This is a genomic window from Actinoallomurus rhizosphaericola, assembly GCF_024055675.1.
GTDB lineage: Bacteria > Actinomycetota > Actinomycetes > Streptosporangiales > Streptosporangiaceae > Actinoallomurus > Actinoallomurus soli.
This window is the reverse complement of sequence record NZ_JAMXMW010000017.1, coordinates 164893-181714: the sequence shown is the minus strand read 5'-3', so window position 1 is coordinate 181714 and position 16822 is coordinate 164893. Positions and strand designations below refer to the sequence as shown.

The 16822-nt window shown below is 67.3% G+C and carries 14 protein-coding genes; 9 read left to right on the top strand and 5 right to left on the bottom strand.

The features are described 5' to 3' along the window. Positions 1 to 23: 23 nt before the first annotated feature. Positions 24 to 842, top strand: coding sequence for a class I SAM-dependent methyltransferase (locus NE234_RS32280; RefSeq protein ID WP_252784657.1), 819 nt, complete (start codon positions 24 to 26; stop codon positions 840 to 842). A 198-nt stretch (positions 843 to 1040) separates the two neighbouring features. Beyond that, a complete protein-coding gene (locus tag NE234_RS32275) occupies positions 1041 to 1523 on the top strand; it encodes a VOC family protein (RefSeq protein WP_252784656.1) in 483 nt (160 codons plus the stop codon). A 137-nt stretch (positions 1524 to 1660) separates the two neighbouring features. On the opposite strand, the gene NE234_RS32270 is transcribed toward NE234_RS32275, so the two are convergent. After that, on the bottom strand, positions 1661 to 2908 hold the full coding sequence (locus tag NE234_RS32270) for a cytochrome P450 (protein WP_252784655.1): 1248 nt from the start codon (positions 2906 to 2908) through the stop codon (positions 1661 to 1663). Next, positions 2889 to 3632, bottom strand: a complete 744-nt coding sequence (locus tag NE234_RS32265) for a class I SAM-dependent methyltransferase (protein WP_252784654.1) — start codon at positions 3630 to 3632, stop codon at positions 2889 to 2891. Before NE234_RS32265 ends, NE234_RS32270 begins: the two co-directional genes overlap by 20 nt. 274 nt (positions 3633 to 3906) lie before the next feature. On the opposite strand from NE234_RS32265, the gene NE234_RS32260 reads away from it, so the two are divergent. The 3 genes from NE234_RS32260 to NE234_RS32250 all read left to right on the top strand — a co-directional run bounded on the left by NE234_RS32260 (position 3907) and on the right by NE234_RS32250 (position 8904). Next, positions 3907 to 5382, top strand: a complete 1476-nt coding sequence (locus NE234_RS32260) for a DHA2 family efflux MFS transporter permease subunit (protein ID WP_252784653.1) — start codon at positions 3907 to 3909, stop codon at positions 5380 to 5382. A gap of 122 nt (positions 5383 to 5504) precedes the next feature. Further along, on the top strand, positions 5505 to 7652 hold the full coding sequence (locus tag NE234_RS32255) for a CRTAC1 family protein (RefSeq protein WP_252784652.1): 2148 nt from the start codon (positions 5505 to 5507) through the stop codon (positions 7650 to 7652). A 64-nt stretch (positions 7653 to 7716) separates the two neighbouring features. Next, positions 7717 to 8904, top strand: coding sequence for an acyl-CoA dehydrogenase family protein (locus NE234_RS32250; RefSeq protein ID WP_252784651.1), 1188 nt, complete (start codon positions 7717 to 7719; stop codon positions 8902 to 8904). A gap of 509 nt (positions 8905 to 9413) precedes the next feature. Here NE234_RS32250 and NE234_RS32245 read toward each other — a convergent pair. Together NE234_RS32245 and NE234_RS32240 are read right to left on the bottom strand one after the other, a co-directional pair. Next, positions 9414 to 10172, bottom strand: a complete 759-nt coding sequence (locus NE234_RS32245; protein WP_252784650.1) for a class I SAM-dependent methyltransferase — start codon at positions 10170 to 10172, stop codon at positions 9414 to 9416. A 274-nt stretch (positions 10173 to 10446) separates the two neighbouring features. Continuing rightward, positions 10447 to 11190 (bottom strand): DUF6073 family protein, encoded by a 744-nt coding sequence (locus NE234_RS32240; protein ID WP_252784649.1) that lies wholly within the window; start codon positions 11188 to 11190, stop codon positions 10447 to 10449. Between the two features lie 608 nt (positions 11191 to 11798). Here NE234_RS32240 and NE234_RS32235 point away from each other — a divergent pair. From NE234_RS32235 to NE234_RS32220, 4 genes are all read left to right on the top strand, one after another. After that, a complete protein-coding gene (locus NE234_RS32235) occupies positions 11799 to 12383 on the top strand; it encodes a carboxymuconolactone decarboxylase family protein (protein ID WP_252784648.1) in 585 nt (194 codons plus the stop codon). A gap of 10 nt (positions 12384 to 12393) precedes the next feature. After that, positions 12394 to 12717, top strand: coding sequence for a hypothetical protein (locus NE234_RS32230; protein WP_252784647.1), 324 nt, complete (start codon positions 12394 to 12396; stop codon positions 12715 to 12717). Between the two features lie 311 nt (positions 12718 to 13028). Then, the gene (locus tag NE234_RS32225; RefSeq protein ID WP_252784646.1) at positions 13029 to 13610 is read left to right on the top strand and encodes a carboxymuconolactone decarboxylase family protein; all 582 of its coding nucleotides are present in this window, start codon (positions 13029 to 13031) and stop codon (positions 13608 to 13610) included. A gap of 11 nt (positions 13611 to 13621) precedes the next feature. Further along, a complete protein-coding gene (locus NE234_RS32220) occupies positions 13622 to 15079 on the top strand; it encodes an aminotransferase class V-fold PLP-dependent enzyme (RefSeq protein ID WP_252784645.1) in 1458 nt (485 codons plus the stop codon). A gap of 62 nt (positions 15080 to 15141) precedes the next feature. On the opposite strand, the gene NE234_RS32215 is transcribed toward NE234_RS32220, so the two are convergent. Continuing rightward, the gene (locus NE234_RS32215; RefSeq protein WP_252784644.1) at positions 15142 to 16626 is read right to left on the bottom strand and encodes an MFS transporter; all 1485 of its coding nucleotides are present in this window, start codon (positions 16624 to 16626) and stop codon (positions 15142 to 15144) included. Positions 16627 to 16822 lie beyond the last annotated feature (196 nt).

The window sequence follows — 16822 nt, the reverse complement described above, 5'->3', positions numbered from 1 at the left end:
CGACCATTGAATGAGGAGCCAGGATGACAACGCCAGCGCAGACCATGGCCGAGCGGACGCGCCAGATGTGGGCGGCGGTCGACTACCACCCCATCGCCGTGCAGGACGTCCTGGTGAGCGAGCTGCTGGCCCGGGCCGCGGACGTGCACAGCGGACACCGGGTCCTGGACGTGGCCGCCGGCTCGGGGAACAGCGCCCTGGCCGCGGCCAGGCGCGGAGCGCGGGTGACGGCCACCGACATCGTGCCCGCCGCGCTGGAGACCGCCGTGCGGCGGGCGGCGGCCGAGGGCCTGCAACTGGAGGTGGAGGTCGCCGACGCGCAGGACCTGCCGTTCGAGGACGGCACGTTCGACGTGGTGCTGTCGAGCTTCGGGGCCATGTACGCGCCGGACCAGCGGCGAACGGCGGGCGAGTTGCTCCGGGTCTGCCGTCCCGGCGGGCGGATCGCCATGGCGAACTGGACGCCGGACGGGGTGGTGGCGAGGCTCCAGCGGGCCATGGCCTCGGTCATGCCCCCGCCCGCCCAGGCCGGCCCGCCGCGCAAGCCGCCGGTGGCGTGGGGCAGCGAGCAGCACTGCCGTGAGCTCTTCGGCGACCGGGTGACCTCGCTCAGCGCGACCGTACGCGTGGACGAGATGTGCGCGCCGTCCGCCGGGGCGCAGGTCGAGCTCATGGCCGGCCACCTCGCGCCCTGGCACATGGCGACCAAGGTCCTGCCTCCGGAGTCCCAGCAGAAGCTGGCCGAGGCGGCGGCCGCCGAGTACGAGCGCGTCAACCGGGCCACGGACGGCACCCTCGTCGCCCGCGCCGAGTACCTGGAAGTGGTGGCGGTCAAGGCCTGAGCCTCCGTCCCGCGACGAACCCCGGGCCCGCCGTGCCGGCGACGTGCGGCGGGCCCGGGGGCCGAGCACGCCCTTCAAGGGCTGACGTAGCAATAGAAAAGGTAACGATTACGCCTTGCCCTGACAGAAGAGTTGACTAGGCTGCGGTGGGCGCAACAACGTGCAGCGTGAGAAGGCACCAGCCGAGGAGGATGACCCATGCCCAATCCCAACCTGATCACCTGCCTGTGGTTCAACGGTAACGGTGAAGAGGCGGCCGAGTTCTACACCAGCGTCTTCAAGGACTCATCGATCGGCCGGATCAACCGGTTCACCGCGACCGGGCCAGGTCCCGAGGGATCGGTCGCGAGCGTGGAGTTCACCCTGAACGGCATGGATTTCATCGCGCTCAACGGCGGTCCGGCGTTCACCTTCACCGGGGCGATCTCCTTCCAGGTCCCGTGCGCGGACCAGGCCGAGCTGGACTACTACTACGACGCGCTGGCGGCGGGCGGCGAAGAAGGCCCGGGCGGCTGGCTCAAGGACAAGTACGGCGTGTCCTGGCAGGTCTTCCCGGCCGTGCTTCCGGACATGCTCAACGCGCCGGACCGAGAGAAGGCGGCCCGGGCCGCGAAGGTGATGATGGGCACGCGCGGCAAGATGGACGTCGCCGCGCTCCAGCGGGCGTTCGACGGGGACTGAGCCATCGGGCCGGCCACGGTGGCGGCAGAACACACCTACCGTGATCGTCGCTGCCGGTGATCATGGTAGGTGTGTTCGGCGCCTCGGGCGGGTCGACCGGTCTTCGCGGCGCCGTGCGGTTCGGAGCGTGACTCCGCCTACCAGGCGACGGGCACGGTGGCCGGACCCTTCTGGATGAGCGACGGACGCCAGGTCGCCGGCCGGCCCGGAACGAGGCGAAGTTTCGGGAGGCGCTCGGTGAGAACGCGCAGCGAGATCTCCAGTTCGACGCGAGCAAGCCTGAATCCGATGCAGTAATGCGGCCCATGCCCGAACGCCAAATGGCCGGTTGACGAATCGCGGGTTATATCGAACTCGCCGGGCCGGTCGAAGACCGCCTCATCTCTGTTGGCCGCGGCCGGGCAGACTGCGACCTCGGTGCCTTCGGGCAGTTCCTGCCCGGCCAGCACCGTATCCCTCGTGGTCTGCCGCAGGAAGAGATGGCCGGGGGCGCAGAAACGAAGGATCTCCTCGACGGCGTGCGGGATCATGTCCGGCCGCTCGCACAGCAATCGCCACTGCTCCGGGTGCTCGAGCAGCCGGAGGACCCCGGCGCCGATCACGGCGGACGTGGTGATCTGGCCGGCCAGCGTGACGCCCCAGGCCGAGCCCACCAGTTCGGCCTCCGCGTCCTCGGAGAGCTCGCCGTCGGGCGCGTAGGCCGCGATCGCTTCGCTGATCAGGTCGTCACGCGGCTCTGCCCTGCGCGCGTCCACGTAGCTGCCGATCAGTTGCTGGGAGTGCACCCACGACTGTGCGGCCTCGGCCTGCTCTTCCTCGGAGGGGGCGACATAACCGATGGCGATCTTCACGGCGTTCCTGGTGTCGTCGCCCAGTGCGGCGTGGTCCTCCGGCGCGATCCCCATCACGTGGGCGATGACGGAATTGGCCAGCGGGTTGGCGTAGGCGGCCATGAGCTCGGCCGTACTCTCGCCCGCGGTCAGTTCGTCGGCCAGCGCCGTGGCCCGCTGTGTGATGTACGGCCTGACCGCTTCCACCCGCTCGGCCGTGAATCCGGCGGCCCACGGCCGCCGGTGCTCCAAGTGCTCCTCGCCGTCCATCACGAGGAAGACGGGTACGAGGGGGTAACCGCTGAACATGATGGGAAGCACTTCCATGCTGAGCGGTTCCAGCGGCCGCAGGTTGTTGACGGACGAGAAAGTCCGTCCGTCACGCATGACCTTCTTCACATCCGCCATCCGGGTCACCACCCAGACACCCAGCTTGGACGAGAAGAAGACCGGCATCTCGCGTTGGGCGCGTCTGTAGAAGTCGAACGGATCGTCGAGATGCGTTCCCATCGGGTCGTACTCGTCCCCCAGGGACTCAGACATCGCTTCCTCCATCTGCTCGCGAAGCCACTCTCACGTCGCCTGGTCTCCTGCCGTGGAAATAGGCGTAGGCGCCACGCTGCCTGACCTGAGGATCGGCGATTCCCGCCCGGGCGAGCCACCGCTCGATGTCTTCGGCCTTCCCGACGGTGGCGAACTGATCGGCATGCTTGAAGATCGCGATGCATGCGGCAGGAACACGGCCGGCGCCGGCGACCACCGCGGTTCCGCGTATCCGTCCGCCGGGACGCAGGACACGGACCATCTCTGCGACGGCGAGCTCAGGGTCTGGAAAGCAATGCAGGCCGTTGTAGGTAAGGCACAGGTCGAAAGTGGCGTCCTCAAACGGCATCTCGTTCACATTCGCGTGCACGAAATCGATCCCCGCCAGGCCCCGACGCGCCGCCTCCGCCCTGGCTCGATCCAGCATGAAAGGCGATATGTCCGCGGCGACATAGCGCACCTGCCGGCCGGGCGTCAGCCCGCGAAGGGCCACCCCTCCTCCGCACGGGATGTCGAGGATCTCCGATCCCGCGGGCACGTCACCGAGCCTGGCGATATCCGCGTAGAGATCGCCCATTTCGTTGTACCACATGATGCGGCCGAGGGGATCGGCGAGCCACTTGTGCATGACGATGAAGTCGTACATGCGTGCCCCGAAGTTGTCTCTGCTCCACTGCCGGGCCACGCGGTCAGCGGCCTGCGGAAGTTTCCCCGCGGCGCCGGCTTCGCCTGTCATCGCAGTTCCTCCTGAACGGTCGCGGCGAGCTCGATCCTCGACACGTCGCACCAGTTGCTAAAGCTATTGTTGGCGAACTTCCAGTGCAACGTGCGCGACTGTTCAGCGGCCGTCCGGCGACGATTCGCGTGCTCAACTGCGGGAATCCGCAGTTGAGCGGGGAATTCAGGGCGAGAGCGACAGGATTGGATGTTCGGTTTCCCGGTTGAGCGCCTTGTGATTCATGGCGCCTAAATACTATATCTACCTAAAGTGTTGGATGGAGGAACCTGTCGTGCGCATTGTGACAGCAAGTGAATCACCGGCCGAAGATCCCGCGGGCGTGTCGTCGCGGCGGCAGCGACAGACGGTCATCATCACGTCGGTCACCGCCTTCATGGTCGGCTTGGACGTACTGGTGATCATGGTGGCCCTGCCCACCCTGCTCCAGACGCTGCGGGCGAACGCCAGTGGCCTCGCCTGGACGGTCAACGCCTATGAGATCGGCTTCGCCGGAGCCCTCCTGACCAGCTCGGCGCTCGGCGACCGCTACGGCCGGCGCGCGGTCTTCATCGCGGGCGTCGCCGTCTTCACGGCGGGGTCGGCCTGGTGTGCTCTGAGTTCCGCATCCGGAATGGGGATGTTGATCGTCGCGCGCGCGTTCCAGGGGATCGGCGGGGGCACCGGGATGGCGCTCGGGCTGGCCATCGTCACGGTGGTCACACCACCCGCCAAACGGGGCACGGCGTTCGGCATCTGGGGTGCGATCATGGGAATCGCCGTCGCCGTCGGGCCGCTGATCGGCGGTGCCATACTCTATTTCCTGCCCTGGCAGTGGATATTCTGGGTGAACGTTCCGATCGGCGTGACCCTGATCGTGCTGAGCTTCTTCTCGATCGAGGAGACCAAGGGCGATGTACGGCGGCTCGATCTCATCGGGCTCATCATCGCCACGACGGCCATCGTTCTGCTGCTCCAGGCGCTCATCCGCGTCGGAAGCGTCAGGTGGTACGACCCGGCGATGCTCGTAGGCCTGGTCGCCGGCATCATCGGATTCTTCGTATTCGTACGCTGGGAACAAAGGTGTTCGCACCCGATGATCCCGCTCGCGATGTTCCGCAATAAGAGCTTCACCGGGGGGTGCCTCGCCAGCTTCGCGCTCGGCGCGGGCCTTTATGGCAATGCCTTCATATTCACCCAGTACCTCGAACTCGTACTCGGTGCGAATTCCATCGGAGTCGGGCTGCGCCTGCTCCCTTGGGTCGCTCTGGCGCCCTTCGTCGCGCCGGTGGCCGGTGTGCTCGCCGACCGGCTCGGCGAACGACCTATCGTCACCGCCGCTCTCGCCATGTTCGCCGCGGCGTTCTTCACGATCGGGATACTCGTGACGTCAGGGCAGACGTACGTGACGCTCATCGTCCCGTTGCTGGTCGCGGGGATCGGAGTCGCGGCCGCGTTTCCCACGACCGCCACCGCCGTGATGAGGTCGATGGACCCCGGGCGGTTCGCCATCGCCTCCGGAGTGAGCACCACCATACGACAGACGGGAGCGGGCTTCGGGGTGGCCCTTGCCGTGGCGATGTTCTCCGGCTTCGGCGGTTACGGATCAGGGCGACAGTTCTTCAACGGATTCGGCGCGGCCGTCTACGCGCTGGCGGCGATCACCCTGCTGGGCGTGATCCCCGCCCTGATCATCCCGGCCTTGAAGTCCCGCAGCGCCGAACCGGTCCCGCCGTCGGAGATCCTGACCGGGCCGGCGAGATCGTCGTAGCCGGCCCGGCGGGCCACCACGTTGACGTACGACCTCCCCTTCGCCGGCCACTCATCTCGGCGCGGCTCGTCGGAGTCCCGCCTCGGCTCCGGCAGCCGAGGGGGCACTCGAATGGATGTCCAATGAAAACGAGAACGAATTCCTGTCTGCTGGGTACCATCGCACTGCTCGTCGTCCTCATCAGCGCGTGCGGATCCGCCCAGAAGAAGCCGGCGGACTCCGTGAACGCCGGGATCACGTTCCGGAACATCGCGGTTCCCGGAACGACGCTGGCCGCGTACCGCCGATGCGTGACCGGGCCCGAGCACCAGAAGCGGGTGAACAACAAGAAGAGGTTGTTCATCACGATGAACGACTTCACCGATGAGCCGATGCACGACCGGGGAATCCCAGGTGTTGTGATCTTTGATTACAACAACGACGGTTACCAGGACATCTTCGTCTCCAACGGGCCGTGCCGGCCGAGTTCCCTCTACGAGAACATGATGGGGACGGCGGGAAAGCTCGAGTTCCGCGACGTGGCGGCCCAGGCGGGGCTGGCGCTGCCGGGGTTCAACGCCAACGGTGCCTGTGCGGGCGACATCAACAACTCCGGGTACGAAAGCATCTACGTTCTCGGGCGAAATGGCCCCAACCACTTGTTGTTGAACGAGGGAAACGGCCACTTCAAGGACATCACGCAGGCGAGCGGAGCCGAGGCGGGCGTTCACAGTCACATAAGCTGCACGATGGGGGACTTCTCCGGAAACGGGCGGCTCGATATCGCGATAGCGAACTCGAGTGACATGAAGAACGCAAAAGCGATCATGAAGAACACGGCGGATTACAACCAGCCGAACCAGTTGCTGCAGAATATGGGCGGTAACGCTCCCCGGTTCAGGGATGTCAGCGTGAGCTCGGGATTCGCCACCACGACGCCGCTCCCGGGCCAGACCTGGGCGATCGCAGCGGTCGATCTCTTCCAGAACGGCTGCACTGACATCGTGGCGGGCACCGACCAGGGCGCGGTTCCGATGACGAAGTACGGTGGCGGCGGCGACCGAGGATTCATCCGGGTGTACAAGAATGACTGCCACGGTCGATTCACGGACGTCACGCGGCAAGTCGGGCTCATGAGCTCTCCCGGCGCCTGGATGGGCTTCGCGTTCGGGAACTTCAACTTCAACGGCAAGATAAGCATCTTCGGCACCAACTTCGGTGACTTCCTGCTGCCCATGTACGGTCTGCCGCAGAACCTCGGCGACCTCTCCAGCCGCTGGATACTGCAGCGGCCGAACGGGACCTTCGCCGACCCGCGGAGCTCGACCTTCAAATATCCCGCCAAGAGTGGCGCGGACCCCAGTCTGGGCGGTCTGCATGCGACGCCGTTCGGCTGGGGCGTCGCCGCCCTCGATTACGATAATGACGGCTCCACCGACATCGCCTATGCCGGGAGCATGGACGGCATGAACGGTGCTGACGCCGATAACCCCGGAACGCTGCTGCGGAACAACGGCCCGAAGAAACTCATCAAGGGATTCTATCCATCGTTCTCCTACGATCCGGCCCTGGCCAACGACGGCGCCGACGACCGCAGGCGGATCATCACCGGCGTTGCGGCGGGCGATCTCGATAACGATGGACACGCCGACTTGGTGACCGCCGCCCAGGGAGTGATGGTCGGCAAGCTCACCGAGGACCACCAGCACTTCGGCTCGCCATTCGATGACAGCCGATACCTTGCGGAATACACGTCGGTCGGCGTCATGAGCTACAAGCCGGCCCCGGGCAACACCACCGACGGGACACTCGCCGTCGAGATGAACAAGGGCGGTAACGGGAACAACTCGGCCGCAGTGCGCACACTCGGCGCCGTGGGACTGGTTCCGGGGGCGAAGGCGAACCGGGACGGCGTCGGCGCCGTCGTCGGTTTCACCCCCGCCGGTCTTCCCACGCAGCTCGATCCTGTCGTGGCCGGTTCGAGCTACGCGTCCCAGAACTCGCTGGTCCAGACCTTCGGAATGGGCAAGTCGAGGACCGGGACGCTGGAGGTCCTCTGGCCAGGGGGCGTCCGCAACAAACTCTTCGACGTCCAGGCCGGCGAGCGGATCACGTTCCCGGAGATCCCATGCAGCTATACCGATAAGTCGATGTCGGTGCGGGACTACACGTCATGTGTCCGGGGATCGCTCGACGCACTGGTTCACAAGGGCAAGGTGAGCGGTTCGATGGCGGCGCGGTTCACCTCCAGCGCACTGAAAGCGTTCAACGAGGCGCACCAGCCCGGCTAGGGGAAAGGCCGCCCACGGCGGAGTGCCGAGATAAGACATCGGAATCCGGAAGCAGGTGAGTTTCATGGCGCACGGTTCGGAGGCGCTGACCCCCGCCGAGGCCACTGCCCGCGCGCGGGCGCTCATTCCCGTCATCGCCGAGCGCGCACTCAAGACCGAAGCACTCCGCCGACTACCGGACGAGACGTTCACCGACCTCGCCGATTCGGCCCTGATGCGGATCACGCAGCCGCGGCGCTTCGGCGGCTCGGAGCTCGACCTGGCCGACGTCTTCGACGTCATCAACCTGCTCTCTCAGGGCTGCGGGTCCACCGGCTGGACCTATTCCCTGATCATCGCTCACGGCTGGTTCGTGGCGTTGTTCGGTGAACGAGCCCAGCAGGAGGTCTGGGGATCGAACCCAGACGCGATCTTGAGCACGTGCTTCAGCGGTGGATGTCCGCCGGATGCCGTCGACGGCGGCCTGCACATCCGAGACGGCCGGTGGCGGTTCTCGACCGGCGTGCACCACGCGGACTGGGTGGCGCTGCTGGCCCCCGTACGTCAGGAGGACGGCCCGCCGGACATGCGGTTCCTACTGATCCCGAAGGACGAGATCGAGATCGTCGAGGACTGGCGCGCCGCCGGGCTGGCCGGCACGGGCAGCTGCAGCGTCGAGGCCCGGGACGTCTTCGTGCCGCACCATCGCACGCTGCGGCTCCAGGACCTGCTCAATGGCACTGCGCCCGGCTCCGCGGTCAACGACGGCCCGATGTACAGGCTTCCGCTCGTCGGCACCTGGCAGGTCTTCCTCACCGCGCCCGCGGTCGGCATCGCGCGGGCCGCGATGGCCGCGTGGATCGAGCGGACGAAGAGCAGGCTGCGTCCGGCCACCGGCGCTCCCCGGGCGGCGGACCCGATCGGCCTGGTCCGGCTCGGTGGTGCGGCCGCGCGCATCGAGGCCGCCGAGACTCTGATCCGGCGGGCGGCGGAAAGCGTGACCTCGGATGTGCGCGCCCTGGGCGCGGCCGCCCCCGCGACGCTCGCCCGCAGTCGCCGGGACAACGCGTTCTCGGTCGGACTGTGCGTGGAGGCGGTCGAGGACCTGTTCAGGGGTGCCGGAGCGAGCGCGCTGGACGAGAACTCGCCGCTCCAGCGGAACTGGCGGGACGTGCACGCCGTGGCGCAGCACGTCGCGAACAGCCTCGACATGAACCTCCGCGCCTGGGGCGAGCGAGCCGTCGGACTGAGCGACGGTCTCCGCTTCGGCTGAGGACCGGCGGTACACCGTCGTAGGCCGGTCAACGGCTCGAAGGCCGCGGCGACGTCGCGGCTTGCCCTCTCAGCGATCCGGTCGGGTCTCCGGGCTGCGGCTCACGGCTTGCGCTCTTCATGATCCGGTCGGGTCTCCGGTCGGCCGGCCGGTCATCGGCGGCGTGGACCTGACCGATGCCGGCGTCGCCCTGCCTGGGCTCTTCGGGCCGGCGCCGTCGACCGCTGACCGCCGACCGCCGACCGCCGATCGGCTACCGGGCGCCGCGGCGGACCGGATACAGGTTCCGGGCAGCACCGGGCCCTCCGGCTGCAACGGCGACGGGAGTGCTGCCTGACCTGGGCGACGGGTACCTGCTGCGAAGCGGGACAGACGCCGCATTCCCCTCGTACGCGATCGCCCGGGAAGCCGCTACGACCGGTTCTGAGGAAGCGCCGGGACGGCAATGCGCTGGGGCCGGCTCGACCGCGTCGGCCGGTCCGCGGGGCATCGCGGTCGCGCCCTTCATCTCACTTACGCTGGATCACGGCGAGCCATGCCTGCGCCTGAGTCACACCGTGGAACGGATTGAGCTCGAACGTGTCGGCGGTGAGGGACTCGACGGTCCATCCGTCGCTGAACGCGGCGCGCAGCTCCTCCGCGTGGAACCGGTGCGGGCCCCACTTGCCCGGCTGCCGGTCGCTGAAGCAGATGAGGTAGCACATACCACCAGGTCGCAGCACTCCCGCGAGGCTCGCGACGTACTCAGCCCTGTCCTCCGCGTCGAGCACGTGGAGAACGGCGCTGTCGATCACCGTGTCGACGGTCATGGCCCGGCGCGGCAGATCGAGTGCGTCGGCGACCTCGAATCGCGCGCTCACACCACGCTCGGCCGCCTTCGCGCGGGCACTCGCGATCGCGGTCGGCGACAGGTCGATGCCGAGGACATCGGCGCCGCGGCTCGCCGCGAGCAGTGCATGCTCGCCGGTCCCGCACCCGGCGTCGAGAACGTGACCGCGGAGCCGGCCTTCGTCCGCCAGCCGTACGAAGGCCGGCTGCGGACGGCCGATGTCCCACGGCGGCGGAGTCTCCCCGGCATAGCTGTCGTCCCAGGACTCCTTCATGTCGCGAGCAGCGATGACGACGGCCTCCTCGCCCTCGGCGATCACCGACACCAGCAGGTGGCGGCCCCCGTGGGTGAGGCCGTAGACCAGGGTCGTGCCTTCCGGGCCGGGAGCGGACCAGTAAGGGCGCTCGAGGATCGCCTCCCGCGCTTCATCCGGGCTCACGCCGCGAACGGCGACATCATTATCCGACCAGTCACTTTCCCGGACCGCCTTGAACATTCCAATCACCCTCAATGTCAATTACTTAATTATCAGCAGCGTAATGCGTTGGCGGGAAAGGGGAAGCCCGCCGGATTCTCCCGGCGGGCTTTCTCGACCTGTTCTCCCGACCGGCGGCGCCGTTGCCGACAGCGAGTTCGGATCAGGCCATTCCGTTGCGGCTGGGTGACGGCCGTCCTGGCGGGCCGCGAGCGGCCCGCCAGAGCCGGCCTCACACCTATGCCTTCAGGAGCACCTCGGCCAGCGCCGGCGAGATGGTCACACTGTCGATCGGAACGTGGTGGAGCAGCGCACCGATCTCGATGTCGGCCGCGATGAGCTCACCGACCGGGCGGTTCTCGCTGTCGTACAGCGGGTACCTCGTCGAGGTCCGCGACACGTCGCCGATCGGGGGGACCATCGCGACCCGGGACTCGAGCCGCACCACGCGGTCGCCGGTGTGGATGATCTGGCCGAGCTCTTCGATCTCGAACTGCGGGTAGATGTCGGTGACGCAGTCCTTGATGGGCATCAGGGTGCCATCACGGTAGGGCGTCGGCCGGACCCTCGCCCCTTCCGGCCTGGAAGGAGTGTTGGAGACCTTGACCTGGCCGAAGACGTCGCTGTGGCCGGTGACCTGAAGGGTCAGGAACTGCGCGGTGATCGTGGAGGTGACCCACTCCAGCTCCACGCCTTCGGCCGCGTACGGGTCGTGACGGCGGTACATCGCCATGCCGTGCAGGTCCACGATGTCCTCGCCGAGGCCCTCGACGAGGACGTGGATGCGCTCGCGCACGGTGAACGCCTCCAGAGCCGGAGGGGTCAGCGTGTACGGGCGGATCGGGTACAGGTTGCCGGGCCCGCCCCAGGCGGACTCGTGGCCCTTGACGACCGCGTCCGGGTTGGGGGTCTTCGAGCCTTCGGACCCGACGGCGACGCCGCGTTCCATCACGCGTTTGAGGATGTTCTCCGATTCGCTCATGACTGAGCCTTTCCGTGGGGGAAATGGGACTGGACTGCGGCGTTCCGGCCAGGCGGCCGGTGACGCCCTGAGCTGGTCGACGATGTGGGCGCAGTCGACCAGGCTTGGTGGATTCGGGTCTGTGCCGCGGCGATGCTGACGACGTAGTGGGTTGGGGTGGGCGGGCTCGCTTGAATCAAGACAAACACTTTAAGAAAAGATAGTCAATGAGAACGCTGTGGACGAGACGTCCAGGGGGATGTGCGGACGAAGCCGCAGCTCGTATGAGACCGGCCTGCCGGACTCGGCGGCGGGACCGGCTGAGTCGCAACCTGTTTCACAAGTATCTGAGCGCCGCCGAGCCGTGCCCCGGGAGGAGGCCGTGCGGGGCTCTTCGCCGACCGCGGTTGCGGTAAGGCCGCTCAACCGCGAATCTCCCGAGGTTGAGCGGCCGGCCACCTTCGCGTCCGCTCACCCGGCGCGGCTCACCCGGCGCGGATCGCCTCGTACGGGCCTGGCAAGAAGGGCGCCTTGCCTTTCAGTTGGCAAGCTGCGTGAATTGGTGGGGCTTGATAACGTTCGAATGAGTGCCGCCGTGCCGGGACATTGATCAGGCGGGTGAGTGAAGCATGCGGCTGAGTAATCTTGAAACGGGTCAGCGGAGGCCGGCCAAATTCTTCATGCTGATGGCCTCGAAAGCCTCGGGCGCGGAAATGGCTGACGTGGTGAAGATGTTCCTCTACCGGCCGGAGTTCTTTGGCCGTGCGATAAGCGAGCTCTTCACGGAGGTCATGCGCGGGCCATCCTTCTGGACCGCTGGAGAGCGTGAGTTCATCGCGCTGCGCATCGCGCAGCTCTATAAGGTCCAGTATTGCATAGACATCCATACCGAGATGATCAGTATCGCGTCTACCGGCGAGATAGACGCGGCGGATGCCGACACGGCGCGGCCGGAGCTCAGGGCCGTTCTCCCGTTCCTGGAAAAAGTGACGCGCTCTCCTGACTCGGTCGGTGAGAGCGATCTCGCGGAGGCGCGGGCGCTCGGAGTCTCCGACGAGGCCGTGACCGAAGCGCTGCATGTCGCGTTCATCTGGGATGCGGTCGACCGCCTGGCGTACGCATTCGACTTCAAGCTGCTCGACGGCCAGGTCACGAAGGGAACCCGGGCGCTCCACCAGTTCAAGTACCGGTTCCCCGCGTTCACGCTGCGGTGAAAGGGAGATAATGCGCGACGAAGAGGAGCCCATCGCGGCGAAGTATTCACGCCTCATCTCCGATCTGCGTGAAGCGGTGTTCGAGGGGCCCGGCCGGACCGACTCGGCGACGCGCAGGTCCGCGGCCACTGGAGGAGCGCTTCCTGAGCCTTGGCTGTCGTACGCGGCGAAGGTCAGGGACGAGTCATGGGGGGTGACGGATTCGGATATCGAGGACCTCAAGGCGGCCGGCCACGGCGAGGACGAGATATTCGAGATCACTGTCGCCGCCGCCGTGGGCGCCGCACTGCGCGCGCTCGACGCCGGCCTGCGGACGCTGCGCGCTGCCGGCTGATCTGGTATTCCCGCGCAAGACGGCCGCCGTTTCCTGTGGCGTCGAGCCGCCGGCGTCGAGCCGCCGGCGGAGTACGCGGCTCGATTCCACGGCCTTCCGGGTCGGCGGAAATTCCGGGAGAACCGCGTCGTAGGGATTCCTGCCCTGAGTTCCAGCGGAGTTCTCCGCTGCCCTTTTCCGCGCGGTCCCGCCTACGGCGCTGAACGAGCCATCAGTAATTGACTAGCTTTTTTTAAAGTGTTCTACTGATGGCGAGGCCCCGGTGCCGCCCACGACGGCGGCGGCGGGCGTGGAGATATCAAGGAGGTATCATGCCCCACATTCCCGTAGCCGAGGGCAGTCCCGGAATCTTCGGGCTCTTTCAGTTCCGGCCGGAAACGGCGGTGCCGATGCTCGAACTCTGCGAGGTGCTGCTTCGCGCGGACAACTCGCTGTCGCGTGGCGAGCGTGAAATGATCGCCGGCTACGTCTCCCAGGGCAACCGCAGCGAGTTCTGCCAGGACGGGCACTTCACCATTGCGGCCATCCAGATGGAGGACGGCCGTGATCTCGTGCGCGCTGTCCGGGCGACGCCGGAGGATGCGCCGATCAGCGCCAAGATGAAGGCTCTGCTGCGCATCGCCGAAAAAGTACGGATCGGCGGCCGCTCGGTGCTCGAGGACGACGTCGACGCGGCGCGGAACGCCGGGGCGACGGACGTCGAGATCCACGACGCCGTGCTGATCGCCGCGGCGTTCTCCATGTTCAACCGGTACGTCGATGGCCTCGACGCGATAATCCCCGAGGACCCCCACTTCCACGACGTGGTGGCGCAGAAGGTCGTCGCTCAGGGGTACTCCAGGATGGCGAAGATGATCGCTGAGGGGGCCTCCAAGGCCGGCGCCTCCCGGTGAGCTGATCTGCCGTGACAGTTGAAACGCAGCAAGAGATCAGTCTCGCGGAGTTCTCGCGAACTTATCCGGAGTACCTCACCACCGGGCATCTCGACCGGATCCGCCGGGACGACTTCGCCCGGCTCGACGATCAGGACCTGGTCTATGTGGACTACGCCGGTAGCGGCCTTCCCGGGCGGTCACAGGTTGCCGCGTTTCAGCAACTCCTGTGCCAGGAGACCCTGGGTAATCCGCATTCGGAGAACGCTCCGTCGCGGCGTTCCTCCGAAGCGATGCGGCGGGCCCGGCGGGCCACGCTCCGGTTCCTGAACGCCGACCCCGACGAGTACTCGGTCATCTTCACCGCGAACGCGACCGGCGCCCTGCGGCTCGTGGGTGAGGCGTTCCCGTTCCGGCCGGGGTCCCGGTTCGCGCTGTTGCAGGACAACCACAACTCCGTGCTCGGCATCCGCGAATACGCCGCCGCGCGCGGTGCCGCCCTGGAGATGATTCCGCTGCGGCCGGATCTGCGTGCGGATCCGGCCGCCGTGGTCGAGGCTCTGGACCGCGGGAGCACGCTGCCGTCGCTGTTCGCGTATCCGGCGCAGAGCAACTTCTCCGGCGTTCAGCATCCGCTCGGCTGGATCCGCGAGGCCCGGTCGCGTGGCTGGCGCGTGGTGCTCGACGCCGCGGCGTACGCAGCGGTCTCCGACCTCGACCTGAGCAGCGACAAACCGGATTTCGTCCCGCTGTCCTATTACAAGATATTCGGCTGGCCGACCGGGCTCGGGTGCCTGGTCGCCCGCAATGACGCGCTCGCCGAGCTGCGGCGTCCGTGGTTCTCCGGCGGAACCGTGGTGGCGTCCAGCGCCCTGGGCGGATGGCATGCGCCCGCCGCCGCGCCAGAGGGCTTCGAGGACGGGACGCCCGACTTCACGGGCGTGCTCGGAGTCACGATCGGCCTGAACTACGTGCGGGAGAGTCTGGGCCGCGACGCGGTCCGGACCAGGCTGCGGTGCCTGATGGACCGCCTGCTGGACGTCATGCGCACCCTGCGCCACGGCAACGGCCTTCCCGTCTGCGTGGTCTACGGCCCCGCCGACACGAAGGACCGGGGTGCGACGATCGCGTTCAACCTGCTGGACACCGATGGAGCCCTCGTCGACGAACGGGCGGTGGAGACGAGCGCGGCCCACAGCGGAATCGCCTTGCGCGCAGGTTGTTTCTGCAATCCGGGAGTCGGCGAGACGATCTTCGCGCTCGACCCCGAGGACCTGCTTCGAGCCGGGCGACAGCGGCCCGCGCCGGCCACGGCGGACGAATATCGGCGCGCGATGCGGTTGCCCACCGGCGGTGCCCTGCGGATCTCACTCGGGCCGATGAGCAACCTGCGTGACATCTCCCGGCTGATCCGGTTCCTCACGTCGTGGCGGGACTACCGTGCCGCCGATGACGACCTGTCGACACTGGGGGAGCGAGCCCGGTGCTGAAGGTCGGCCGCGGACAGGCCAGCGCGGCCGGGCACCGCCTGGGGCACCGGGCCGGGCGGTCTCTAGGAGTCCACCTGGTCCGGTGAGACCTCGGCCAGCGCGGTGCGCGGCTGGGCGGTCACGTTCTCCAGCAGCACCAGGATGAGCACGGCGGCGACGACGAGCACGATGGCGGTGACGCGGAACGCCAGCGTGTATCCGCCGGTCTGTGCCACCGCTACGGGCGTCCCCGTGCGGATGTGGTCGGCGGCATGCCGGAGCGCGATGGTGAGCAAGATGGACAGGCCGAGTGCCGAGCCGACTTGCTGCATGCCGGTCTGCACCCCCGATCCCAGGCCGGAGTCCTGGCCGGTGACCTGGTGCAGCGCGCCGTTGATCAGGCCGGGGAGGCAGATCCCGGTGAACAGGCCGACCACGATCAGGCCGGCCAGCAGCCCGCCGGCGTAGGACGAGTCGGCATGCATGTAGCTCGCTACGAACATCCCCGCAGCCGTGCCGATGAAGCCGAGGGTCAGCAACAACTTGACGCCGAGGCGTGGCATCAACGCGGTGTTCATGCCGATCCCGGCGCCGAAGGCGAGGCCGAGCGGCAGGTACGCGAGCCCGGTCTTCAAGGGGGAATAGCCGAGTATCTGCTGCATGTACAGGGTCAGCATGAACGCGTAGCTGACGAACGTCGCGAACAAGGCCGCGGTCAGAACGTTGGACGTCGCCCGGGTGCGATTGTTGAAGAACCGCAACGGGACCAGCGGATCGGAGGAACGACTCTCGATCGCGACCATGATGGCCAGGAGGCATATCCCGCCGATCAGCGGAAGGAGCACCTGCCATGAGCCCCACGAATGCGAGGAGACATTCAGAATGCCGTCCACGATGGCCAGGACGCCACCGGTCACGGTGATGGCTCCGGCCGCGTCGATCGAGTGGCCTCCGCGAGCCATCCGGCTCTCCGGCAGCACGCGCGGCGCCATGATCAGCGCGAAGATCACGACGGGGATGTTGATGTAGAAGATCCACCGCCAGTCCACGTCGGTCAGCAACCCGGAGATCACCGGGCCGAGCGTCCCGCCCACGCCGCCGATGCCGCCCCAGATTCCCACGGCCTTCATCCGCTCCCGGGAGTCGGAGAACAGCAGCGGAATCATGCCGAGCGCCGCCGGGCCCGCCAGCGCCTCGCCCATTCCCTGCGCGAATCGGCTCGCGACCAGCATCGACGACGTGACGGCGGCACCGCACGCCGCCGACGTCACCCCGAAGACGATCACACCGATGAGGAACATCCGCCGGCGCCCGAACATGTCGGCCAGGCGGCCGCCCAGCAGCAGGAACCCGCCGGCCACCAGCACGTAGCCGTTGGGAACCCACGAGAGTGCCTGACGGGAGAAGCTCAGGTCGTGCTGGATCTTGGGGAGAGAGACGTTCACCACGGTGGCATCGAGGACGAGCATGAACTGCATCGCCGCGAGAACGGCCAGCGCCCGCCACCGCCGCGGGTCGGGTTCTGCCGTGACGGGTGCCGGATCGTGCAAAGGACCTGGGGTGCCCACTACCTGATTCCTCCTGACCTGCTCCGCGGGCACGATTCGCCATCAGGACGCATGTGCCTGTCCGGGAGCCGTGTCACCTCGGCATATCTTGCCCATGGCTGGTGCGCGTATTGTGCATAAGTCGCTCTTATTCGATTAGGGCGATTTGTGCACCTTTCACTGATGCGGCGTACTACTGCTGACCATTGACAAACCG